The sequence below is a fragment of the Nocardiopsis mwathae genome, assembly GCF_014201195.1.
In the GTDB taxonomy this organism is placed as follows: Bacteria; Actinomycetota; Actinomycetes; order Streptosporangiales; family Streptosporangiaceae; genus Nocardiopsis_C; species Nocardiopsis_C mwathae.
This window is the reverse complement of record NZ_JACHDS010000001.1, coordinates 2,046,430-2,069,034: the sequence shown is the minus strand read 5'-3', so window position 1 is coordinate 2,069,034 and position 22,605 is coordinate 2,046,430. Positions and strand designations below refer to the sequence as shown.

Below are 22,605 nucleotides of genomic sequence, written 5' to 3'. Positions count from 1 at the left end.
CTATCTAATCATATGATCGCCGTCGTGCCCTCCCAACCCCGCGACCTCGCCCACGACCTCTCGCAGATCCTGCGTGACCTGGTCACCCTCATCCGCCGTTCCACCGACCCCGGCCTGCTCTCGGCCCCCCAAATCAGCATCCTCAGCTCCCTGGAGCACGGGCCGCGGCGCATCACCGCCCTGGCCGGTGAGCACGGTGTGCGCACCCCCACCATGACCACCCACATCACGCGGCTGCAGGCCGCAGGCACCGTCCACCGCGGCACCGACGCCGCCGACGGCCGCGCCGTCGTCGTCGAACTCACCGACCACGGTCGCCGACTCCTCGCTACCGCCCGGCAGGCCCGCATCGACCACCTCACGGCGCGCCTCCGCCACCTCACCGACGACGAACGCTCGGCGATCGCCGCCGCCCTGCCCCACCTCGCCAAGCTCACCGCCGCACCGGACCCAGAATCCCTGCCCCCCGCTGCCCGCACACCCCGCCGAGACCAGGAAGACCAGGAGAACTGACCCGCGATGACCGCGACCGAACCCGCTGCTTTATCCACCCCGCCCCGCTCCCGCAGCCCGTGGCACCAGCCGCTGTCCGTCTATGCCACCGCGTTCGCCGCGGTGGTCGCCTTCATGGGCATCGGCCTGGTCGACCCGATCCTGCCCTCCATCGCCGAAGGACTCAACGCCACCCCGAGCCAGGTGTCCCTGCTGTTCACCAGCTACTTCCTGGTCACGGCCCTCGCCATGCTCATCACCGGCTTCATCTCCAGCCGGATCGGGAGTAAGGCGACCCTGCTGCTCGGGCTGGCCATCGTCGTCGTCTTCGCCGCACTGTCCGGCACCTCCGGATCCGTCGCCGAGCTCATCGGCTTCCGAGCGGGCTGGGGACTGGGCAACGCACTGTTCATCGCCACCGCCCTGGCCGTGATCGTGGGTTCGGCCACCGGCGGCGTGGAGTCCGCCATCGTCCTGTACGAAGCCGCCCTCGGGGTCGGCATCGCTTCGGGACCCCTGCTGGGGGCCGTTCTCGGCGACTGGCACTGGCGGGCCCCGTTCTTCGGCACCGCCGCTCTGATGGCGGTGGGCTTCATCCTCATCACCGTCCTGCTCGCCGCACCCGCCCGACCTGCGACCAAGACCCGGCTCAGCGACCCCCTGCGCGCCCTGGCCCACGGCGGGCTGTCCACCACCGCCGTCACCGCGCTGTTCTACAACTTCGCCTTCTTCACCGTCCTGGCCTTCACCCCCTTCGTCCTGGGGATGTCGCCCTACGGCATCGGCGCGGTCTTCTTCGCCTGGGGTGTGCTGGTCGCAGTCTCCTCGGTCGCCGTCGCCCCGCGCCTGCACCACCGCATCGGCGCGGTCCCCACGCTGCACACGGCACTCGTCCTCCTGCTGCTCCTGCAGGCCGCCATCGCCGCGGCACTTCTCGTCGGCGCCCAACCGGCCCTGGTCGTGCTGGTGATCGCGACGGGAATCCCCATCGGGTTGAACAACACCGTGTTCACCGAGGCCGCGATGGAGGTGTCGGACGCGCCGCGTCCGGTGGCCTCGGCCGGGTACAACTTCGTGCGCTGGCTGGGCGGGGCCTGCGCCCCGTTCGTCGCGGCGAAGCTGGGCGAGGACATCAGCCCGGTGTACCCCTACGCCCTGGGCGCCGTCTGCTGCCTGGTGGCCGTGGCCATCCTGCTGGTACGCCGCCGCCACCTCGCCCCGCTGCGCGCCGTTTAGCGCGCACGGCGTCGTCGCTGGTCACGCGTGTTCCGGGTGGGGGTGGGCCGACGGGCCCTCCCCCACCCGGCTGTTTCGGCACACACAGCAGAGGTGATTTGTCCGTTTCTTGGTCGGAGTCGGGAAAAATCGGCGCCACAGGATGGCCATGGGCGGCACAGCGGAGTGGCCCGAAGGTAAGGACATGCCCACGGGGGAGCAAGGGCTCTGTGTTCGGCTCAGCGCCCCGATCGCGTTTTCGGCCCTCTCGGCGGCTCGCCGAATAACGTTGCAACGCTTCTCCGCCCCCTCGGGGGCCGACCGACCCCCGTTTCGCCCTGGCCTCCGATAAGGCCCACTTATCGGAGGCCAGGATTCCCGTACCTTCGGGCTTTGTTGCGTCACCCCAGAAGGCCATTACGTTTCTCTGTAACGTTATTTCCCAACGATATTATCCGGGGTGATAGGGAACGAGGTAGGGGGCGGAGGCCGACCGTGCCGACCGTGCCGGCTGGGGCGGTGATCAGGAGCGGAAGAGCCGCCCGAAGGCGAGGGCGGTCTGCTGCGCAGGGGTGTCGGGTGTGTCGGCGACCCAGGTGGCGATGACGCCGATGAGCGCGCCCGCCATGTAGGAGGCGTAGACCTCGACCGGGACGTCGTCGAAGCCGGCCGGGCGTCGGCCCCCTACGACCGCCCACGTCCAGCGACCGCTGAGGAGCCGTCGTGCCCATCGCCCTGCTCGCCCTCGCCATCGGCGCCTCCGGCATCGGAACCACCGAGTTCGTCGCCATGGGAATCCTGCCCGACGTCGCGGCCGACTTCGGGGTGTCGATCCCCACCGCCGGGTACATGATCTCCGGGTACGCCATCGGCGCCCGCGTCGATTTCCCCTTGCCGATGCCATGACACCCGAGTTCGCCTGAGCCTCCGCCGTGTTCCCGCGACCGATCGCAGGGCGCGGGCCGCGCCGGATCCGGCCGCGATGCGTGCGGATCCAGCTCAGAGTGGTTAGCGTCGGGAGGAGGAATGCCGGCGCGCTCCGCCGCCTTCCGGCGGCGGAGCCGCGACAGGCGAGATACGTCTCGGGACCGGTCTGGGCCAGGCACGTCCCGACAGGGGGGGACGATTCAATGGCTATCTGCGCAACCTGCGGCAACGACTACTGGATGGCGTTCGACATCACGACGGTGAGCGGAGACAAGTACACCTTCGACAGCTTCGAGTGCGCCATCCAGAAGCTGGCGCCGACGTGCGAGCACTGCGAGGCCCGCATCATCGGCCACGGGGCCGAGGTGGAAGGGCGGTTCTTCTGCTGCGCCCACTGCGCCCGCAAGGGGGAGTCGGCTCTCGGCCAGGAGATCCGCGACTCCGCCGGAGCCCACCCTCAGGTCCCGTCCGCGCGCTAGTCGTACTGACCGCAGCGGCGTCGGCAGGTGCCGGGCATCACGGCGCCCGCCGACGTCGGCGTGCCCATCGAGCGGCCGATCAACGGAAGGCGCCCGCGTTGTCGGCCAGCCATTGGGCGAAGCTGCGCGGGCGGCGGCCGAGCACCTGCTCGACGGTGGGGTTCGGCGCCATGGGCTCAGCCAGGAACTCCTCGCCGATGCTGAGGGTGTGGTCGATATCTTCCTCCGGCATACCCTCGGCCCGGAACCGCACCCGCGCCTGTTCCGGGCTCAGTTCTTCGAAGCGCACCGGGCGCCCCAGGGCCGCACCGATCGACTCCAGTTGCTCGGCCGAGCTGATCGGGTCGCCGTAGACGTGCATCGTCCGCCCGGCATACCCGTCCCCCGATAGCACGGCCACGGCGACCGCCGCGAGGTCGTCCTCATCGATGAAGGGGACGCGTGCCGCGGTATGGGAGTCGTAGATCACCTCGTCGTCGCGGATCCGCTCCACCCAGCTGTGCCCCGGGCGCGGAAAGCCCCGGGACAGTGTCTGGACCATCAGCGGGGAGGGGCGGATGTGCGTCCACTCCGCTCCCGAGCGCTCCACCACCACCTCGATCGCCAGCCAGTACCAGGACTCCGGCTCCCATTGGATCTCGAACTCCGGGCCGTGCGACGACAGCACCGCGATGCGCCGCACTCCGCCGCGCCGGGCCAAACTGACCAGCGAGTGCGCGGTTTCGGGGACCGCCCCGGCCAGGAACATCCGGTCGATGCCGACGAAGGCCTCCGGTGTCCGCTCGGGGCGGGTGACATCGCCGACGACCACGTCGGCTCCGGGCGGCCAGCCCTCCTGCTCGGACGGCGGTGCCAGCACACGCACCCCCTCCCCCGCCCGGCACAGCCGTTCGGCCATGCACCGGCCGACGGGGACGGTGGGCACGGCTCCGGTCGTATCGCGCTCCGGTGCGACGGTCAGCAGGGTCGTCATCACGGGCACACCACCTCTCACATATTTTCGTATGCCATACGGCTAAAAATTACCGTACCTTATACGGATATAGACGGCCAGGGGAGCTGGCGGCCGCACGACAGTGCGGAGGGAGGAGAACGGGTGGCAACGCAACGCAGCGGCGGAGGCAACGCACGCCGCAGCCTCGACCTGCTCTGGCGCGACACGGCCACAGCACGGCCCGAGGGCCGATCACCACGCGGGCGCAAGCCGAAGCTGACCGTGGCCGGCATCGCCGCGGCGGCCATCGCCGTGGCCGACCGCGAAGGGGTCGAGGCTATGGCGATGAGCAGGGTCGCCGCCGAACTCGGCGTCGCCACGATGTCCCTCTACACCTACGTCCCCGGCAAGGCCGAGCTCATCGACCTGATGGTCGACACCGTCATGCGCGAGCGCGCGCTGCCCGGCCCCGACGACCCCGACCTTCCCGCCCACTGGCGGGCCAGGATCGAGCTGTACGCCGCACGGACCCTGGCCGTCCACCGCCGCCACCCCTGGTTCGGGCGGGTCTCCACGGTGCGGCCCCCACTGGGACCGGGACTGATGGCCGAGCAGGAGTACCTGCTCTCCGCGCTGTCGGGCATCGGCCTCAGCGCACGCCGCATGAACGCCGCGGCCTCGGCCATCGCCACCTTCGTCGAAGCCGACGCGCGCGCCCGCGTGGAGTCGGAGAACGCCGAGGCCCTGACCGGCCAGTCCGAGGACGCCTGGTGGGCGGCGCGGGAACACGTGTGGGAAGAGCACTTCGACATGGAGCGCTTCCCCACCCTGACCCAGGTCTACATCGACATGGAAAGCGGCGAACCCCCCGAAGGCCTCGACGAGGAGAACTTCGGCCTGCACCGGATGCTCGACGGCATCCAGGCCATGATCGATGCCCAGGGCTGAGGCCCCACCCCGGACACCACCGTCACAAGGCGCGGCCTCCCGCCACCTGCAGGACCTGCCCGATGGTCCGGCTGATGAGGGGGACGTTTCCAGTACGGCCTTCCCTGCGCGCACGAATGCACCACGCAGGCTCATTAAGAACCAAAATGGATTAATCCACGGGGGTGGTCATTGAACCAAATTGGTACAGTAAGACCATGAGCCCCGGCCGCCCACCTGACCAGCGCCAGCGCCACATCACCCGCACCGTCCGAACCCTCATGTCCAACACCGACCAGGGCATCGACGACATTGCTCGCGCACTCGGGCAGACCTACCAAACCGCCAACCGCAAACTCGGCGGCACCCGCAAATGGTCGCTTGACGACGTCTACGACCTGGCCGATCACTACGGCATACCTCCGGGGGACATCCTTCAAGGTCCTAAGGCGGCGCTTGACGCGCTCGACACCAGGCGCCCCAAGATCCTCGGCGCCGACCAACGGCACATCCCGGACGCCTCCGCCGACCGGGCCGCCGACACCACCCCAAGCACACCCGCCCCCTACACGCAAGACGGCGCCGCCTTCCATCCCGAAGTGCACGACCCGAACAACACCCCCGTCGCTTAGGCAGGAACAGCCATGCTCATAGCGCAGCACACACCGCCATCAGGGCAACCGCGCCTACCCATGTCGCCGGAGCTGTTCGAAGAACTCGCCCGAATCGCCGACCGCGAAGAAGACGTCAAACTCGAATACATCAACGGGAAGGTCTGGGCGGAACCCGTGCCCGACAGCGACCACGCAGCCATCATCTCGTGGCTGTTCGCCCAGTTCGTCCCCTACCGGGCCGAGATCGAAATGCTCACCGGGCAGGGCATCAAGGTCGATGGCTACCACAACGGGCGCGCCATCCCCGACGGGATCATCGCCCCCAAGAGGCACTTTCACGGCCAAGGCGAATACCCCGACCCCGACGGGGTCATCGCCGCGATCGAGATCACCTCGTGGGACACCGACACCCACACCCGCGACCGTGTGGAGAAACCCAGGTCCTACGCGCAATCCGGGATCGGAGTGTACATCCTCATCGACCGGGACACCGATGCCGTGATCGTACACAGTCGACCCGAAGGCGGCCTCTACCGGGAGATCTCCGAGTTCCCCTACGGTGAGCCGGTCACCCTCCCAGGACTTGGTATCACCCTGGACACCGAGGAATTGAAGGACTTCGCCCGCTAGCTTGGTGTCTGACCTCGGCCCGTGGCCAGAACGCTGTTCCGGCCACGGGTTTCGTCGTTCCCCTCTCCGCGCTGTCGGGCATCGGCCCCGGTGCCACGGCGTCGACCCGCACACCGGAGGCCGCCAGGTCGGCGGCGACGGCGATCGCGCCGTCCAGCTCCGAAGCCAGGTCCTCGGCCGCCGCGCCCTCAGGCGTCCGGTGCTCCCACCGCACGCCTGAGGGCGCGGCGGCCTCCGCGTCGAAGTAGTGCAGCGCCACCCGCGCCCCCTGGGCGGCGAACGCCCGGGCGATGGCCGCCCCGACACACGCACCTCGACCAGGAATTTACCCAGGTCATACTGGCCGACTGCCGACCCGCGGTCCGGCGCGGGCATGACCTACCGTACGCCGCGACGCGCCCGGCCGCCGGTGCCGTGGCCGCAGCGCACCAGGGGGACCCACGATGGACGCCACCGGACGCATCGACACGCACCAGCACATCGCCCCTCCCGACTACCACGAATGGCTCGACTCCCGCGGAATCACCGCGGGAGGCATGCCCGCGCCGGACTGGAGCCCCAGTGCCGCGATCTCCTTCATGGACGGCATGCGCATCCAGACCGGAATCGCGTCCATCTCCTCGCCCGGCACCCACCTCGGCGACGACGCCGAGGCCCGCACATGGGCGCGCAGGGTCAACGAGTTCGCCGCCGAGCTCGTAAAGGACCGCCCCGACCGGTTCGGGTTCTTCGCCATCCTCCCCCTGCCCGACATCGACGGCGCCCTGGCCGAACTCGCCTACAGCCTCGACGACCTGCAGGCCGACGGAGTCGTCCTGCTCAGCAACCACCGCGGCACCTACCTCGGCGACCCCGCCTTCGAGCCGGTCATGGCCGAGCTCGACCGGCGCCGGGCGCCTGCGTTCGTCCACCCCGCCGACCTGCCCGCCGCACAGCTGCCCGGCGTCCCCGCCTTCGTGGCCGACTTCCTCCTGGACACCGTGCGCGCCGCGACACGCCTCATCGCCAGCCGCACCACGACGCGCCATCCCCGGATCAAGTTCATCCTGTCCCACGCCGGCGGCTTCCTGCCCTACGCCGCACATCACGTCGCCGAAACCCTCGTCCTCAAGGCGCGCCTGTCGGGCGACGCGACCGGGCCCGACCGCGACACCATCCTCGCCGAGATGCGCGACTTCTACTACGACACCGCGCTGTCGGCGAGCCCGGCCAGCCTGACCGCGCTGATCGCCTTCGCCGACCCCGCCCGCATCTCCTTCGGCAGCGACTGGCCCTACGCCCCCGCCGACGTCGCCTCCTACTTCACCCAGCAGCTCGACACCTACCCCCTCGACCCGCAGCAGCGCAGGGCCATCAACCGCGCCAACGTCGAGGAGCTGTTCCCCCGCCTGGCGATGTGAGCGCCGCGATCACCGCACGGCGGCCGCGAATCCCGTGTCGGACGGTAGTCGCCGACCCTGGGCACGGGCCAGTGGCGGCGGCAGGTCTTGACGGAACTTCGTCAGGTTGAGCGGTGTGCGGGGGCGGAAGCGCGCCTGCCGCCCCACGCGGCCGGTTGTCCACAGGGCGAAAACCGGTGTGGCGGCCGGGTGTGCGGGCGGCCCAGTGTGGGGGGCAGAGCGTCGCGACAGCACCATCGGAATCCGCCCGGCGCGGGCGGCGAGCAGGTCAGCGTGTCGAACACACGGCGTCAGTCCTCAACTCACCTGCCCGCGACCGCCCGAGGAGTGCTGCAGCACCATGCGTTCGACGTCGACCTCTCCCCCCGCTCCGGCTCCGCCTGCGTGCCGACCTCCGAACACCGACTCGTCCTCCCCCGCTACCGAGAGCGACTCGTCGCGGCTGGTGAGCGTGCCCGAACTGCGTCAGCGCGGCTGGTCGCCCGCCATGGTCCGCGACCTCCTCGGCGCCCCTGACCGGACCCGGACCAACCCGATCTTCCGCTCGGGCGCGCCGATGGCGCTGTACCGGCTCCCCCGAGTCGAGGACGCCGAGACGGGCGAGGGCTTCGCATCGCGCGCGGAGCAGGCGTCGCGCAGGGCCGCGGCCGCGCGGCGCAACGCGGACCGGAGGCTTGAAGGCTCCCCCGCCTGAAGGCGGGGGATTCCCGCCCGGCCTGGCGGCCGGTCGCCCCCTGGCGGGGCGCCTTTCACGGCGTGCGTGGGGATTCATGGCTCAGGCCGCCGCCCGGGGCGGCGCCCCGCGCGGTCTTGCACCCTCAGCGCCATCCGGGTTCCAACCCGCCCGGACCAGCATCACGCGCGCGGAGTTCTTGTCCCGGGGGGACACGGCCCCGCACGCGGTGCAGGCATAGGTTCTCTCGGACAACGGGAGTGCGTGCTTGGCTCTCGCTCCGCACTGCGCGCAGTCCATGGTGGTGTGCGCGGGATGCACCAGCCGCACATCGCGCCCGTGCTTGCGGCCCATCTCCACCAGGGCCGCCTTGACCGCGCCGATCGCCGCGTCAGCGGCCTTGCGCGCCATGGTGGTCCTGGCCAGGAACTTCGGCCGGAAGTCCTCCACCGCGACCCGGTCGTGGTCGCGCACAACGCGCTTGGCCCACTTGCGGCCGGTGTCCTGGCGCTGCCGGGCGACCTTTTTGTGCAGCTTCGCCGTCTGCCGCTTGGCCTTCCGGTAGCCCGCCGAGGCGGACCTGCCTTTCGGAGGCCTGCGCCGGGCCATCATCCGCTGATAGCGGGCCAGCCTGGCCGCGGCTTTCCTCCCGTGCTCCGAATGGGGGAGGTCGTGGGCACCGGACGTGGTCGTGGCGGTTTCCCTGACACCCCAGTCGATGCCGATCGCCTTCCCGGTCGCGGGCAGGGCTTCGACCTGCGCAGGAACAACGAAGCTGCAATACCAGTGCCCGAGGCCGTCGCGGTACACGCGCACGCTGGACGGCTCGGCCGGAAGGTCCCGCGACCACACCGGGCGCACGGCGATTCCCCCGGCCAGGACCAACCGGCCGTCGCCGTGCAGTCGGAACCCGCGGCGCGTGTAGTTCAGGGTCGGGTTTGCCAGGTCCTTCTTCTTGAACCGGGGCATCCCCGCGCGCCGGCGCACGGGCAGCCCGGCCTTGATGTCCTTCTGCGCCTTGGCCCGGGATTTGGCGAAGTCCCGGACGGCCTGCTGCTGGGGAACGGATGCGCCCTTGCGCAGCCACGCCTTGGACGACCGCCACCCGGTCAGCATCCGGTCGAGCTGCCCCGGGCCGCACGTGCGCTTGTCCGCACCCTCCGGACGCGTCTTGTTCCAGCGGTGCGCGTCCCTGGATTCGGCGACGCACTGGTTCCACACCCACCGGCACCGCCCCCACTCTTCGAGCAGGGCGCGGTATGCGGTTGCCGACATGCGCAGACGGTAGGTGTACCGGGCGCAACCGGCGTCCTGGTCCGTCGTCGCGGGCATGCCCGCAAACCTAACGGCAGGGTGCGACAGTTTCGGTATCGCTGCGGGTGGCGCCGGACCGCCGAGCGGCGGTTCGGCTTTCCCTGCCCCGCCACGCGGGGGGACGGATTCCTCCCCGACCTGAAGGCCGGGGCATCCTCCGGGAGGATCGGTGAGGAGACGCTCGGCCTGGTCCGCGCCGCACCGATCGACGTCCCCGCCCTGGACCGCAGGCGGCTGGCAGAATACGCGGCGGCCCACCGCAACCGGCGCGCCGACTCCGATGCCGAGGACCGTGGATCGTATGTCGCGTCGCCGGCCCGTGTGGAGGATGTCCCCACCGCGGTCCGCAGCCGCTGGGAGGTCGACTACCTGCGCCACGTGCGCACGCCCTATGACTCCCTTCTGGCGGATCTGCGCGGCCGGGTCGGCCGCGTCCAGGCCGAGCTGCTGCTGCGCCGCCGCGTCTATACGGCCATCGCGGCCCGGTACCCCGATCTGTCCGCGGAGTGCGACCGCCAGCTGGCGCGGCGCGTCGCCATCGACGCGGAAGAGCCGCCGTGACCGGCGGCCGCCGCACACACGATGTGCTGCGGGGCCGCCCGGTGCACCGCCGTCTACCCCGGTGTCGCGGTGAACCGGCTGCGCTCGCGCAGCGCCGTGACGAGGTCGGCCGGTGCGGTGGCGGGAGAGCCCGAACGGTGGGGCGGCCGGGGGTCGTACTCGATCGCCAGCTGGATCTCCCGCGCGGTCGCGTCTCCGGCGATGGCCCCGGCCAGGCTCAGCGCCATGTCGATCCCGGAGGAGACTCCGGCCGCGGTGACGTACTTTCCGTCGAAGACGACGCGTTCCTCGACGGGGACCGCCCCCAACGCGGGCAGCTCGCCCAGCGCGAGCCAGTAGGTGGTGGCGCGTCTCCCCTGTAGGAGCCCGGCCGCGGCCAGGACGAGCGATCCCGTACACACGGAGGTGGTCCAGGTGCTCGTGGCATCGGTGGCGCGCAGCCAGTCGTGTACCGGACCGTCGGTCATGAGGTCGCGCTGCCCGGGCCCGCCGGGGACGAGGATCACGTCGGGGTCGGGCAGCTCGCCGAGTTCGGCGTCGACGGTCAGGCCGAGGCTCCCGCGGCCGGTGCGCACCTCCCCGCGGCGCCGGCCGACGTGGACGACTTCGGTGTCGGGGAGGTGGGTGAGGACTTCGTAGGGGCCGACGGCGTCGAGGGCCGCGATGCCGTCGTAGAGGAGGATGGCGATGCGCATGGAGGAGGTGTCCTTTCCGGTGCCGGGTGAGCGGTGTTCTGGGTCCGGTGGGCTGCTCGGGCCACTCGGGGCGGTGGGTCAGTGTGCGGTGGGGCGGAACCGGTGGCGGTAGTCGGCGGGTGAGACGCCGAGTGCGCGGACGAACGCGCGCCGCATCGCCTCGGGGGTGCCGTAGCCGCAGGTGCGGGCGGTGCGCTCGACCCCGTCGTCGGTGTCCTCCAATAGGCGCCGCGCGGTTTCCAGCCGGGTCCGGTCGACGTAGCGGCCGGGGGTGATGCCGATTTCGGCGGTGAACACGCGGGCGAACTGGCGCGGGGACAGCTGCACGCGCGCGGCCAGTGCTTCCACCGACAGGTCCGCGTCGAGGTTTCCGGCGATCCAGTGCTGGAGGTCGCGCAAGGGTTCGCGGGCGGCGGTCTGTGCGGCGAGGTGGGTGCTGAACTGTGCCTGGTTGCCCGGGCGGCGCAGGTAGACGACGAGGTGGCGGGCGACGGTCAGCGCCGTGTCCCGGCCCAGGTCCTCCTCGACCAGGGCGAGGGCCAGGTCGATCCCCGCGGTGACGCCCGCGGATGTGGCGATGTTGCCGTCGCGCACGAAGATGGGGTCGGGGTCCACGGTGATGTCCGGGAAGTCCCGGGCGAGGCTGTCGCAGTGCGACCAGTGGGTGGTGGCCCTGCGCCCCGCGAGCAGCCCGGACCTGGCGAGGAGGAACGCCCCCGTGCACACCGCGGCCACCCGCCGTGCCCGCGGTGCGCTGCGGCGCAGCCATTCCACCAGGTCGGGGTGGGGTTCACGCGTCCCAGGCCCGCCGGGCACCACCAGGGTGTCGATATCCCCGACCCGGTCCAGTGCCGCCGCGGGCACGATGTCGAGCCCGCTCGACGTGCGCACCGGGCCGCCGTGCACCGAGGCGGTGACGACGGTGTAGGCCGGGCGCGCCGGGTCGGCGATGCGGGCGGCCCGGTCGAACACCTCCAGTGGGCCGGTGACGTCCAACGACTGGAGCCGGTCGAACACGGGAATCAGCATGGTTCGGCTCGCCATGCCTCCGATCCTGGCGGGGCCACCGGGTGACCGCAATGACCATGTCCCCACCTTTCCTGCCATCGTTCGCGGGGCCGACGGCCGGAATCGGCCACAGCGGCCACACGGGGCGACCGTTTTCCCCGCGGTCGGCCGGGGCAGGCCCATGGGTGCCGAACCGACGCTCGACCGCCGGGCCGCGGCACACACCTGCCATCGACCGGAGAGGATCCACGGCCATGCCCGAAACTCCGCACTCATCCGACGAGCGGAGCGCCCTGGTGTCCTCCATGTACGGCGCCCAGGACCTGGGCTCGTTCTCGCTGTTCTCCGGAAACTTCATCAACTACGGCTACTGGTCCGGGGATGTCCTCACCGGGCCCGGCCCCATCACCGTGGAGCAGCGCACCCGCAGCCAGGAGGAGATGTACCGGGTGGTGGTCGGCCGTCTCGGCGTCGGCCCCGATGACGTCCTGCTGGAGGTCGGGTGCGGGATCGGAGTGGGGACCGCGCTCGTCGTCCGCGAGTTCGGCCCGGCCGAGGTCCACGGCGTGGACCTGTCACCGGACCAGCTGGCCCGCGCCGAGCGGACCAACGCCGAGGTCCTGCGCGAGCATCCCGGGCGCCTGTCCTTCCACCAGGGGTCGGCCCTGGACCTGCCGTGGCCGGACGCCGCCTTCACCGGCGTCTACTCGGTGGAGGCGGCCCAGCACTTCGGCGACCTCGCCTCCTTCGCCCGCGAGGCGCACCGAGTTCTGCGCCCGGGCGGGCGGTTCGCGCTGGCGACGTTCTTCTCCCCCGACGACCAGGGGCCGACGCGCCTGGCCGAACTGATCGCGACCGTCCGCGACGGCATCGACGTGGTCCACCCCATCGGCTCCTTCACCGCCGACCTCGGCGCGGCGGGCTTCACCGACGTCCGGGCCGAGCCGATCGGAGACCACGTCTGGCACGGCTTCGACACCTGGGTCAGCCAGACCGAATACCGCGACACCTGGGGCCGCAACTGGCTCCCCGCCTACAAGGAGGGCTGGGTCGACTACTACCTCGTCACCGCCACGGCCGCCAACGGCGCGCCGACCTCGCGATGACGCGTCCGCTCCCCGCACGCCCAAGACGGCGCGGCGCCGGCGAAAACGCGTGGTGCCCGACGGCCGCGGCTCCCTACACTCCCGCCTATGCGAGATCTGGCGCGGCTGCCCAAGGCCCACCTGCACGTCCATTTGGAGAGCACGGTCCGCTGGGAGACGCTGCGCGAGATCGCCGCGGCCAACGAGGTGGAGTCGCCCGACCGCCCGGGGGCCGGGCGGGCTGCTTTCGGCGGCTTCCGCCGGTTCGCCGACCACAACGCGCTCGTACGGGGCTGCCTGCGCCGACCGGAGGACTTCCGCCGGATCGCCCGGGAGTTCTGCGCCGATGAGGCCGCCCAGGGAACGCGCTACGCCGAGGTCACCTTCACCGCCGCCGCGCACGGCGAACGCCTCGGTCGACCGGAGATGCCGCTGGAGGCGGTCGTGGAGGGGCTGGCCGAAGGCCAGGCCGCCCACGACATCGAATGCCGCCTCATCCTGGACCACTCCCGCCGCCGCTCGGTGGAGCGCGCCCGGCTCACACTCGGCCTCGCCAGGCGCTACGCCGCCGACGGGCAACGCGGTGGCGGGGTGGTCGGCATCGGCATGGCCGGGGAGGAGGCCTACCCCCTGGCACCGTTCACCGAGGTCATCGTCGCCGCCCGCGACGCCGGGCTGCACATCGTGCACCACGCCGGCGAGGCGTGCGGCCCGGCGAGTATCCGCGAGGCCATCGGGATCGGCCGCACCGAGCGTCTGGGGCACGGGATCCGGGTGCTCGACGATGAGAACCTCGTCGCGGAGGTCCGCGACCGCGGGCTCCCGCTGGAGGTGTGCCCGTCGTCCAACATCGCGCTGGGCTTCGCCGCCTCGCACCGCGACCACCCGCTTCCCCGGCTGCGCGAGGCCGGGCTCACCGTCACGGTGAACGCCGACATCCCCGCCGTCATCGGCACCGACCTCACCGGTGAGTACACCGTCCTGCGCGAGGTGCACGGTTTCGACGACGACGCGCTGGCCGAGCTGGCCCGAGCCGGGGCCGACGCTTCCTTCGCCCCGGCTCGGACCGTGACGCGCCTGCACCGGCTCATCGACGAGTGGATCGCCGTGTCCCCCGCAGAGACGGCCGTGCACAGCGCGCCGCGGTAACGCCCCGGTCTGCGCGGGAGAAGCCGGCCCGGAGTGTTCGCCGCGCCCGTCATGGCCGCGTGTCAGCGCTCCCGGATGTTCGGAGGGTTTCCGCGGTGCAGCCGCTCGTCCAGTTCCTCCTGTGTCTCGACGAACCAGACCTGGCGGCCGCGGTTCGCCTCGCGGACGAAGTCGCGCAGGGCCGGGCTGTCCGCGACGTGCGGGGAGACGTCGCCGAGGATGACCAGGCGGAGCCCGTAGTTGACGAACTTCTGCACGATCTCGCCGGCCAGCCCGGACTTGAGGACGAAGAACGCGTCGGCGACCTGCTCCACCGGCACGACCAGCACCTCGGCGCGGCACGCCCATGCCTCACCGATGAGGTCGAGCGCGGCGTCGGCGCTGCTGAGCTCCCGGCCGTCGGGGGTGTAGAGGACGACGGGTGCGTCGTGTGGGCCTGTGGGGAGGGTGGATGTCATCTGCTGGTGTCTCCTCATGTGGGTCGGCGGCAGCCGATGGGCGAGTGGAAAGCCGGGTGGGCCGGATCAGCCGCGGAGGAATTCCGTGATGGGCTCGGTCTGGCCGAGGATCGCGTGCCCGACTTCGGGCAGGAGGGTCACGGTCGCGCGGGGGATGCATCGGCGTGCGCGCCGTGCGGTGTCGCGGGAGTCGAACATGGCGTCTCGGCCGCCGACGATCACCAGCACGGGCATGGTCAGGCGGCGCAGGGCGTCGTCGGAGAACACCGGCAGCCGCTCCATGCGGGGCTTGAAATGGGCGAAGGTCAGCACGAGGGAGTCGAGGACGTGCTCGCTGTCCGGCGCCTCCAAGCCCGTGGCGGCTTGGGCCGACCGGCGCAGGCCCCAGCGTCCGAAGGGGCGCAGCAGCAGGGCCTTGGCCGGCCATCCCATTGTCTGCCGCCCCATCCCGCCGGGGCACAGCAGTGCCAGGCGGCGGATCCGGTCGGGGCGGCGGGTGGCATGGTCCAAGGCCACCCAGCCGCCCAAGGAGGCCCCGACGAATGCGGGGTTGGTGAGCCCGAGGCCGTCCAGCACGTCGTCCAGCACGTCGTCCAGCCATAGCGCCAGGGCTTCGGAGGCCAGTGGTGGACGGGACGGCGCGCTGAGTCCCGGCTCGCCGATGAGGTCGACGGCATGGACGCGGAAGTGCCGCGCCCATGAGGGGACGTCGCCCGTCCACATGGTCGCGTTCGCGCCGGAGCCGTGCAGCAGGACCAGCGGCGGCGCGTCCGGGGGACCAGAGACGACGAAGGTGTCCCCTTCGCGGGTCGGCACCCGCAGGTGCTCGGCGGGGATCGGCCAGGCACCCAGCGCCTCCCGGTACCGTCGGCGGATCTCGCGCCCGCCGCCCTCGGACGTGTAGATCGCGGTCATGACGTGAGGACCTCGTCGATATAGGCGAGCAGCCGGGCGGTGTCGCCGGGACTGCCGAGGATGATGATCTTCAGGCGGGCCTTGTCCCTGTTGTAGGCCGTCTCGATCCGCAGCGGCTCCTCACCCGGGCGGCGGTCGGCGGCCGCGGCGGTCAGGAATGCGCTGAGGGGCGTGGTCAGGCGGTCGGCGGTCGCGGGGTCGACGGCGTCGATCTCCACGATGGCCGACACCTCGGCTTGCCCACGGGCCCGGGGGGTGTCGTGCGCAGGCGTCACCGGGTGCCCGGTGAAGGCTTCCAGGGCCTCGTGGGTGATGCGGTACTGCTTGCCGATGCGGACGGCGTCGAGCCGCCCGTCGCGGATGTAGTTGCGGACGGTGCGGACGTGCAGGCTCAGGTGGTCGGCGACCTGTTCCACTGAGTAGAGACGGTTGCTCACGAGAAGTACCGTATCCTTCCCTCCATCTCGGAGAAATAGGGTATTTTGCGGAACATGCGGAGTGCCCTGGGGAGGACGATGAACATCGGGGACCTGCGCAACCTGGGTCCGGCCGGCGCCCGCACGATCGCGCTCGTCGGCGTTGGCACCGCCGCCCATCTGGAGGCCGCGGCGCGGTTCTTCCGCGCCTGTCTGACCCCACGCGGCTCAAGCTCCTGGAGTACATCCTCGCCGGGGAGCACACCGCGGCCGAGTGCGTGCAGCACGCCGGGGTGTCCCGGCCGCGGGTGTCGGTCCACCTGTCCTGCCTGGTCGACTGCGGCTATGTGACGATCCGATCAATCTGATCAGCCATGACTGACCACCCGCCTCTGGAGGCGACGCGGGGCGGATTCACCGATGACGGCGTGGATCCCGGGCCGCTGCGGCTTAGTGAGGATGGCTTGACGTCCGATACGCGTGGCCACGAGAGTTTTCCGCTGGGCCTGGCGGAATTCCTCCGCCCAACATGATCGCTCTCGCGTAGTCAGGCGTCTGAAGGAGCCCGGGTACGTGTCCCAGGTCCAAGGACGCGAGCCGGATGGCCTGCGTCTCGAAGCCGATGAGTGAGTTGAGGACGGCCGGGAGGCCGAGCTCGCTCTTCTCCCATGGTCAAGGATGCGGAGAAGCGATAGGGCTCAACCGAGGAATCTGAGTGAGACCGTCACCGGCCCTGCGGGAATCAGGGCCGGTGACGGCCGCTCGGGATTCTACTGATGACCCCTCGGCTCCTGGATCAGGCGAGCGCGACCAGGTCCCGGTACTCCTCGTCCCACAGGTCCTCGGTGCCGTCGGGGAGCAGCAGGACCCTGTCCGGGCGCAGTGCCTCGATGGCGCCCTCGTCGTGGGTGACCATCACGATGGCACCCGGATAGGTGGCGACGGCCGCGAGGACTCCGTCGCGGGAGGCGGGGTCGAGGTTGTTGGTGGGCTCGTCCAGCAGGAGCACGTTGGCGCCCGAATGGACCAGCCCGGCCAGGGCCAGCCGGGTCTTCTCACCGCCGGAGAGCACCCCGGCCGGTTTGTCGGCGTCGTCGCCGGAGAAGAGGAACGCTCCCAGCACGCGCCGCGCCTCCCCTTCGGTGAGGTGCGGCGCGGCCGCGCGGAGGTTCTCCCGGACGGTGCGGGCCGGGTCGAGCGTGTCGTGCTCCTGGGCGAAGTAGCCCGGTCGCAGCCCGTGGCCGCGCACCACCCGGCCCGCATCGGGTCGCTCGCGTCCGGCGAGGATCCGCAGCAGGGTGGTCTTTCCCGCGCCGTTGAATCCGAGGACGACCATGCGGCCGCCGCGGTCGACGGCCAGGTCGGTTCCGGTGAGCACGCGCAGGTCGCCGTAGGACTTGGCCAGGCCGACCGCGGCGAGGGGGATCCGGCCGCACGGGGCGGGCTCGGGCAGCCGGATGCGCGCCACCGCCTCGGTGCGGCGCGCCGGCTCCACGCCGGACAGCATCCGGTCGGCGCGGCGGGCCATGTTCTTGGCCGCCATGGCGGTGCCCACGCTCGCGCGCATCCTGTCGGCCTGGGCGTGCAGCGCCGCCGCCTTGCGTTCGGCGTTGGCGCGCTCGCGGGTGCGCCGCCGCTCGTCGGCGTCGCGTTGGGCGAGGTAGGCGCGCCACCCGGTGTTGTGCACGTCGAGCGCGGCCCGGTGCGGGTCGAGGTGGAAGACCCGGTTGACGGTCGCGTCCAGCAGGTCGGTGTCGTGGCTGATGAGCACCAGCCCGCCGGGGTGGTCGGCCAGGAAGCCGCGCAGCCAAGTGACGGCGTCGGCGTCGAGGTGGTTGGTCGGTTCGTCGAGGAGCAGCGTGTCGTGCTGGGCGAAGAGGATGCGGGCCAGTTCGACGCGGCGCCGCTGCCCGCCGGACAGCGTGCCCGGCGGTTGGCCCATGAGGCGGTCGGGCAGTCCGATCCCGGCGGCCACGCGCGCGGCGGCGGCTTCGGCGGCGTATCCGCCGCGTGCCTGGAACTCGTTTTCGGCGCGGGTGTAGGCGCGCATGGCCCGGTCGAGGTCGGCCGTGCGGGCGGCCTGGGCCATCGCCGCTTCGGCCGCGCGCAGGTCGCGGACGGCGTCGGCCAGCCGGCGGGCGGCCAGGATGCGGTCGGTGACGGTGGTGGCCGGGTCGGCGGCGCGCGGGTCCTGGGGCAGGTAGCCCACAGAGCCGGTGCGCGTGACGGTGCCCGCGTGGGGCGGGCGCCGGTCGGCCAGGGTTTCGAGCAGGGTGGTCTTGCCGGATCCGTTGCGGCCGACGAGCCCGATGCGGTCGCCGGGGGTGATGGTGAAGGAGGCGTCGGACAGCAGCTGGCGGGCGCCGACATGGATGTCGACACCGCGGGCGGTGATCATGGTGGTGCACTCCGGGGAAGCTCAAGGACACAAGGGTGGCGCGGAAGCGGGTGTCCGAGCTAGGAGATCCGGGGTGTCGACATGGGGCGCAGCCTAACCCGGCAGCCCGATGTCGCGCACCTCTTTTTCTCTCGGCCCCCTGCTGCGCGCCCCCGTGGGTGCGCGCAGCAGGGGGCTCCACTATAGTCGGCAGCGACTATTCGCTTCCGACTATCTGGTGGAGTCGTCGATGGCAGAGAAACGCAAGGTCACCAACACGCTGGCGCTGGCGGTCATGGGGCTGCTGCAGGAAAAGCCGATGCACCCCTACGAAATGGCCTCCACACTGCGCGAGCGCCAGATGGACACCGTCTTCAAGCTCCGCACGGGCACCCTCTACGACACCGTGGAAGCCCTCAGCCGCAACGGCTGGATCGAACCGCACGCCACCCAGCGCGAGGGCAACCGCCCCCGGCGCACCGTCTACGCCCCCACCGACCACGGCCAGCAGGAGTTCCTCGGCTGGCTCGACGAGATCATCCGCACCCCGGCGCCCGAGTACCTGAGATTCCTCTCCGCCGTCTCCTACCTGGGCGCCCTGGGGCCCCAGCGGGCCGAAGAGGCTCTGAACGAGCGCTCCCAGCGGCTCCGCGAGCAGATCGAGGCCTCCCGGACGCAACTGGAGGAGGCCATGGCCCCCGGGGACCTGCCCCGCCTCTTCATGATCGAGGTCGAGTACGCCCTGCACATGGCCGAGGCCGAACTCGCCTGGACCCGTGCCACCGCCCAGGAGATCCGCGACGGCTCCCTGGTCTGGCCCCACCAGACCATCCCCGCCCACGGCCCCCGGGACCGCTCATGACCGACCGCGACACCGACGTCCTCATCGTCGGAGCCGGCCCCGCCGGGCTGATGCTCGCCTGCGAGCTGCGCCTGGCCGGTGTGTCCACGACCCTCGTCGAGCGCGACCGGCAGCGCCCCCGCCACCCCCGCGGCTTCAACCTCAATGCCCGCAGCCTGGACCTGCTGGCGCGCCGCGGGCTGGCCGACATGTTCGTCGCCGAAGGCTGGCGGGCGCCGCACGCCCCCTCCCCCGGCCTGCCGGTGGAACTGCCGCTGGCGGGCACCACCACCGGCCACCCCTTCACCCTGGGCATCCCCCAGAACCGCGTCGAGGAACTCCTCGAAGACCACGCGCTGGCCGCCGGCGCCGAGCTCCTGCGCGGGCACCGGCTCCACACCGTCGAGCAGGACGACACCACCGTCACCGCCGCCCTCACCGCGGACGGCGGCGAACGCACGATCCGCGCCGCCTACGCGGTCGGCTGCGACGGCGGCCGCAGCACAGTGCGCAAAATAGCCGGGATCGCCTTCCCCGGCACCGCGGCGACGAGCCACTCGCTGCTGGGCGACGTCGTCCTGGCCGACCCCGACGCACTGCCCTTCGGCGTCTCCACCGGACCCGGGGGCTCGGTGTTCGCCATCCCGCGCCCCGGCTACGTCCGCCTGATCACCGAAGACCCCCACCCGCCCGCGGACCGGCACGCCCCGGTCACCCTCGACCGGCTGCAGGCCGCCGTCGACGACGCGCTGGGCCGCCACGTCGCACTGACCGATCCGCTGTGGCTGACCCGGTTCGGAGACGCGGCACGCCAGGCCGCCCGCTACCGCAGCGGCCGCATCCTGCTGGCCGGGGACGCCGCGCACATCCACCCGCCGGCCGGGGCGATCGGTCTCAACATCGCCCTGGACGACGCCGTGAACCTCGGGTGGAAGCTGGCCGCCGTCGTCCACGGAACCATGCCCGACCCTCTCCTCGACACCTACCACGACGAACGGCACCCGGCAGGCGCCGACGTCCTGGCCGCCACCCGCGCCCAGATCATCCTCGGCCGACCCGACCCCGCCCTGGACCCGCTGAAGGACCTGCTCACCCGCCTGCTCACACGGCCCGAGGCCAACCGCGCGCTCACCGAGACCCTGACAGGGCTCGACACCCGCTACGACGTGGGCGCCGCCGCTCCCGAGGCCCACCCGTGGCTGGGGCGCCTCGTGCCCGACCTGAACCTCCACACATCGGCCGGTGCCATCCGGCTGTCCGCGGCGCTGGCGGCGGGACGCCCGGTCCTGCTCGGCCTCACCGCCGCATCGGACCGCGGTCTCGCGGCCGCGGCGCGGTCCTACGACGTCGCGGTCATCGACGCGCGATGCCCCGATCACCCCGGGGCCGGCGCGGTCCTGGTGCGCCCCGACGGCCACGCCGCCTGGGTGCGCACCACCGCCGGAGACGCGTCCGGCGACCTGGATACGGCGCTGCGCCGATGGTGCGCCCGCCGCATCCGCAGCGACGCGGGCGGCCGCTGAGGCCCCCGGCCGCTCAGCGCCAGCCGGGTGGGAGCTCTTCACCCAGAGGCGGGGTGGGGTGGTCGTAGGGGGCCAGGTCCAGGGTGGCCAGGGCGCCGCCGCCGTCGGGGTTGGCCAACGTGAGCCGCGCGCCCAGCACATGGGCCTGGCCCAGGGCGATGGTCAGCCCCAGGCCGTGCCCTCCGGTGCTCCCGGTCCCCTTGCGGAAGCGGCTCGGCCCCTCGGCCAGCACCTCCTCGGGGAACCCGGGCCCGTGGTCGCGGACACGGATACGCGCCCCCTCGACCTCCACGGCCACCGGCGCCCCGCCGTGCTTGGTCGCGTTCGCGATGAGGTTGACCAGGATGCGCTCCAACCGCCGCGGGTCGGTGTCCACGACCGCGTCGGCCAGCACACGCACCTGCACGCCCGGAGCATAGGGTGCGGCGCGGCGGGTGGTGAACGCGCCCAGGGCCACCTCGGAGAGGTCGGGGCGCTCGGTCGCGGTGTCCAGGCGCGCCACCTCCAACACGTCCTCGACCAGGGCCCGCAGCGCGCGGACCCGGTCGCGCACCAGCTCGGCGGGGCGGCCCGGGGCCAAGAGCTCGGCCGCCGTGGTCAGCCCGGTCAGCGGGGTCCGCAGCTCGTGGGCGATGTCGGCGGTGACCCGGCGCTCGGCGTCCAGCCGGCCCTGCAGCGCATCGGCCATCGCATCGACCGCGCGCGCCAGCTCGGCGGCCTCATCGCGCGACCCGCCGCCGATGGCCGCGCTCACCCGGGTGCGGCGGTCCCCGTCGGCGACCCGCCCGGCCGCCGAAGCGGCACGCCGCAGCCGCACCGACAGCTGCGCACCGATGACGACCCCCGCCCCGGCCCCCAGCGCCACCACGGTGAGCGACCCCAGCACCAGGACCCGGTCCAGCGAGGACAGCGCGTCCAGCTGCGCGGTGTAGTCCGAGCGCAGGGAGAGGACCTGCTGGTCGGAGGCGGCCGCCGCGGCCCAGACGTAGGCGCCCTCCGGTGTCTCCTCGATCATGGTCGCGGTGTAACCGTCGCCGACCACCGACCGCAGCGCAGCGGGCAGGTCCGGGTCGTCCAGACGGCTGCCCAGCGAGGGCCGACCGGTGCGGCTGTACTCGCGCAGCGCCAGCTCGACCCGCTCCTCCTGCATCTTGCGGGCCTCATCGGCCAGCCGGTAGGCGTAGGCGAAGTGCACCGTCAGGCTCAGCGCCACCGCGACCAGCACGCTCACCAGCGTGATCGTCGCGGTGATCCGCCAGCGCAGGCTCACTCGGGTCGGCCGAGCAGCTTGTAGCCGAACCCGCGCACGGTCTCGATGCGCCCGGCGCCGATCTTGTTGCGCAGCCGCTGCACGTGGACGTCGACGACCCGGGTGTCACCGCCCCACTCGTAGTCCCAGACGCTCTCCAGCAGCACGTCGCGGCTGAGCACGGCCCCCGGCGACTCGGCGAACCGCAGCAGCAGCCGCATCTCGGTCGGGGTCAGCGCGACCGGTTCCCCGCCGCGCAGCACCCGCACCCCCTCCGGGTCGATCTCCACGTCCCCGAACCTCAGCGCCCCGCCACCGCCGCCGGCACCGGGCTCTGCGGGCGGGGCGGCCTGGGCGCGGCGCAGCACCGCACGGATGCGCGCCGCCAGCACGGCGCTGTCGAACGGCTTGGTGACGTAGTCGTCGGCCCCGGCCTCCAGTCCGACGACGATGTCGACCGGGTCGTCGCGCGCCGAGAGCATGAGGACCGGGATGAGGCTGTCCTCACGGATACGCCGGCACAGGCTCACCCCGTTCATCCCCGGCAGCATCACATCCAGCAGCGCCATGTCCGGCCGCGCCGAACGGAACCGCTCCCACCCGGCCCGCCCGTCGGCCGCGACGGTGACCCGGAACCCGTCCCGCTCCAGGCTGAGCTGGGTCGCCTCCCGAATGACGTCGTCGTCCTCGACGAACAGCACGTGTGTCTCGGCCACGTCCCCT

The 22,605-nt window shown here is 71.9% G+C and carries 25 protein-coding genes and 1 pseudogene; 15 read left to right on the top strand and 11 right to left on the bottom strand.

The genetic code is table 11. The features are described from left to right. Positions 1-24 precede the first annotated feature (24 nt). The 4 genes and pseudogenes from HNR23_RS08600 (at position 25) to HNR23_RS08585 (ending at position 3,113) form a co-directional block, all read left to right on the top strand. On the top strand, positions 25-513 hold the full coding sequence (locus tag HNR23_RS08600) for a MarR family winged helix-turn-helix transcriptional regulator (protein ID WP_343070485.1): 489 nt from the start codon (positions 25-27) through the stop codon (positions 511-513). Between the two features lie 6 nt (positions 514-519). Next, complete coding sequence (locus HNR23_RS08595; RefSeq protein ID WP_184074888.1) at positions 520-1,728, top strand: MFS transporter; 1,209 nt, start codon at positions 520-522, stop codon at positions 1,726-1,728. Positions 1,729-2,430: 702 nt separating this feature from the next. Further along, positions 2,431-2,601, top strand: a pseudogene (locus HNR23_RS08590) (MFS transporter); the annotation flags it as partial. Positions 2,602-2,837: 236 nt separating this feature from the next. Further along, positions 2,838-3,113 carry a Prokaryotic metallothionein gene (locus HNR23_RS08585; protein WP_184074887.1) on the top strand — a complete coding sequence of 92 codons (276 nt, stop codon included), beginning with the start codon at positions 2,838-2,840 and terminating at the stop codon, positions 3,111-3,113. 79 nt (positions 3,114-3,192) lie between these two features. Here HNR23_RS08585 and HNR23_RS08580 read toward each other — a convergent pair whose 3' ends face one another. Then, positions 3,193-4,086, bottom strand: a complete 894-nt coding sequence (locus tag HNR23_RS08580; protein WP_184074886.1) for an NAD(P)H-binding protein — start codon at positions 4,084-4,086, stop codon at positions 3,193-3,195. A gap of 123 nt (positions 4,087-4,209) precedes the next feature. On the opposite strand from HNR23_RS08580, the gene HNR23_RS08575 reads away from it, so the two are divergent. From HNR23_RS08575 to HNR23_RS08555, 5 genes are all read left to right on the top strand, one after another. After that, positions 4,210-4,995, top strand: coding sequence for a TetR/AcrR family transcriptional regulator C-terminal domain-containing protein (locus HNR23_RS08575; RefSeq protein WP_184074885.1), 786 nt, complete (start codon positions 4,210-4,212; stop codon positions 4,993-4,995). 197 nt (positions 4,996-5,192) lie between these two features. Continuing rightward, positions 5,193-5,606: a helix-turn-helix domain-containing protein gene (locus HNR23_RS08570; protein WP_184074884.1), complete on the top strand. Its 414-nt coding sequence runs from the start codon at positions 5,193-5,195 to the stop codon at positions 5,604-5,606. Positions 5,607-5,618: 12 nt separating this feature from the next. After that, positions 5,619-6,218: a Uma2 family endonuclease gene (locus HNR23_RS08565; RefSeq protein ID WP_184074883.1), complete on the top strand. Its 600-nt coding sequence runs from the start codon at positions 5,619-5,621 to the stop codon at positions 6,216-6,218. Positions 6,219-6,661: 443 nt separating this feature from the next. Next, the gene (locus HNR23_RS08560) at positions 6,662-7,618 is read left to right on the top strand and encodes an amidohydrolase family protein (RefSeq protein WP_184074882.1); all 957 of its coding nucleotides are present in this window, start codon (positions 6,662-6,664) and stop codon (positions 7,616-7,618) included. Between the two features lie 445 nt (positions 7,619-8,063). Further along, positions 8,064-8,312 (top strand): hypothetical protein, encoded by a 249-nt coding sequence (locus tag HNR23_RS08555; RefSeq protein ID WP_184074881.1) that lies wholly within the window; start codon positions 8,064-8,066, stop codon positions 8,310-8,312. Between the two features lie 81 nt (positions 8,313-8,393). On the opposite strand, the gene HNR23_RS08550 is transcribed toward HNR23_RS08555, so the two are convergent. Further along, positions 8,394-9,623 carry an RNA-guided endonuclease InsQ/TnpB family protein gene (locus tag HNR23_RS08550; RefSeq protein WP_184074880.1) on the bottom strand — a complete coding sequence of 410 codons (1,230 nt, stop codon included), beginning with the start codon at positions 9,621-9,623 and terminating at the stop codon, positions 8,394-8,396. A 21-nt stretch (positions 9,624-9,644) separates the two neighbouring features. On the opposite strand from HNR23_RS08550, the gene HNR23_RS08545 reads away from it, so the two are divergent. Continuing rightward, positions 9,645-10,166, top strand: coding sequence for a hypothetical protein (locus tag HNR23_RS08545; protein ID WP_184074879.1), 522 nt, complete (start codon positions 9,645-9,647; stop codon positions 10,164-10,166). 53 nt (positions 10,167-10,219) lie between these two features. Here the strand turns inward: HNR23_RS08545 and HNR23_RS08540 are convergent, their stop codons facing one another. Beyond that, positions 10,220-10,861, bottom strand: coding sequence for a DJ-1/PfpI family protein (locus HNR23_RS08540; protein ID WP_184074878.1), 642 nt, complete (start codon positions 10,859-10,861; stop codon positions 10,220-10,222). 78 nt (positions 10,862-10,939) lie between these two features. Next, on the bottom strand, positions 10,940-11,905 hold the full coding sequence (locus HNR23_RS08535) for a GlxA family transcriptional regulator (protein ID WP_184074877.1): 966 nt from the start codon (positions 11,903-11,905) through the stop codon (positions 10,940-10,942). A 218-nt stretch (positions 11,906-12,123) separates the two neighbouring features. Here HNR23_RS08535 and HNR23_RS08530 point away from each other — a divergent pair, with 218 nt between their 5' ends. Then, positions 12,124-12,975, top strand: coding sequence for a class I SAM-dependent methyltransferase (locus HNR23_RS08530; protein ID WP_184074876.1), 852 nt, complete (start codon positions 12,124-12,126; stop codon positions 12,973-12,975). A gap of 87 nt (positions 12,976-13,062) precedes the next feature. Continuing rightward, on the top strand, positions 13,063-14,103 hold the full coding sequence (gene add / locus HNR23_RS08525) for an adenosine deaminase (protein WP_184074875.1): 1,041 nt from the start codon (positions 13,063-13,065) through the stop codon (positions 14,101-14,103). Positions 14,104-14,165: 62 nt separating this feature from the next. On the opposite strand, the gene HNR23_RS08520 is transcribed toward add, so the two are convergent. The 3 genes from HNR23_RS08520 to HNR23_RS08510 all read right to left on the bottom strand — a co-directional run bounded on the left by HNR23_RS08520 (position 14,166) and on the right by HNR23_RS08510 (position 15,913). Continuing rightward, complete coding sequence (locus tag HNR23_RS08520; protein WP_184074874.1) at positions 14,166-14,561, bottom strand: DUF4180 domain-containing protein; 396 nt, start codon at positions 14,559-14,561, stop codon at positions 14,166-14,168. Between the two features lie 66 nt (positions 14,562-14,627). Next, positions 14,628-15,476 carry an alpha/beta fold hydrolase gene (locus HNR23_RS08515; RefSeq protein ID WP_184074873.1) on the bottom strand — a complete coding sequence of 283 codons (849 nt, stop codon included), beginning with the start codon at positions 15,474-15,476 and terminating at the stop codon, positions 14,628-14,630. After that, entirely contained in the window at positions 15,473-15,913 is a 441-nt protein-coding gene (locus HNR23_RS08510; RefSeq protein WP_184074872.1) for a helix-turn-helix domain-containing protein, read from the bottom strand. The genes HNR23_RS08515 and HNR23_RS08510 overlap by 4 nt, the downstream gene beginning before the upstream one ends. Between HNR23_RS08510 and HNR23_RS27435 the strand changes: the two genes are divergently transcribed. After that, positions 15,892-16,260: an ArsR/SmtB family transcription factor gene (locus HNR23_RS27435; RefSeq protein ID WP_343070744.1), complete on the top strand. Its 369-nt coding sequence runs from the start codon at positions 15,892-15,894 to the stop codon at positions 16,258-16,260. The genes HNR23_RS08510 and HNR23_RS27435 overlap by 22 nt on opposite strands. A gap of 82 nt (positions 16,261-16,342) precedes the next feature. Here HNR23_RS27435 and HNR23_RS27600 read toward each other — a convergent pair whose 3' ends face one another. Next, positions 16,343-16,516: a Scr1 family TA system antitoxin-like transcriptional regulator gene (locus tag HNR23_RS27600; RefSeq protein ID WP_394353815.1), complete on the bottom strand. Its 174-nt coding sequence runs from the start codon at positions 16,514-16,516 to the stop codon at positions 16,343-16,345. Positions 16,517-16,688: 172 nt separating this feature from the next. After that, entirely contained in the window at positions 16,689-18,290 is a 1,602-nt protein-coding gene (locus HNR23_RS08500) for an ABC-F family ATP-binding cassette domain-containing protein (protein WP_184074871.1), read from the bottom strand. A 229-nt stretch (positions 18,291-18,519) separates the two neighbouring features. Between HNR23_RS08500 and HNR23_RS08495 the strand changes: the two genes are divergently transcribed. Together HNR23_RS08495 and HNR23_RS08490 are read left to right on the top strand one after the other, a co-directional pair. After that, complete coding sequence (locus tag HNR23_RS08495; RefSeq protein ID WP_184074870.1) at positions 18,520-19,131, top strand: PadR family transcriptional regulator; 612 nt, start codon at positions 18,520-18,522, stop codon at positions 19,129-19,131. Beyond that, complete coding sequence (locus tag HNR23_RS08490; RefSeq protein ID WP_184074869.1) at positions 19,128-20,633, top strand: FAD-dependent monooxygenase; 1,506 nt, start codon at positions 19,128-19,130, stop codon at positions 20,631-20,633. Before HNR23_RS08495 ends, HNR23_RS08490 begins: the two co-directional genes overlap by 4 nt. A gap of 13 nt (positions 20,634-20,646) precedes the next feature. On the opposite strand, the gene HNR23_RS08485 is transcribed toward HNR23_RS08490, so the two are convergent. Both HNR23_RS08485 and cseB read right to left on the bottom strand, forming a co-directional pair. Next, positions 20,647-21,864, bottom strand: coding sequence for a sensor histidine kinase (locus HNR23_RS08485; RefSeq protein WP_343070484.1), 1,218 nt, complete (start codon positions 21,862-21,864; stop codon positions 20,647-20,649). A gap of 35 nt (positions 21,865-21,899) precedes the next feature. After that, on the bottom strand, positions 21,900-22,598 hold the full coding sequence (gene cseB / locus HNR23_RS08480; RefSeq protein ID WP_184074867.1) for a two-component system response regulator CseB: 699 nt from the start codon (positions 22,596-22,598) through the stop codon (positions 21,900-21,902). Positions 22,599-22,605: the final 7 nt, after the last annotated feature.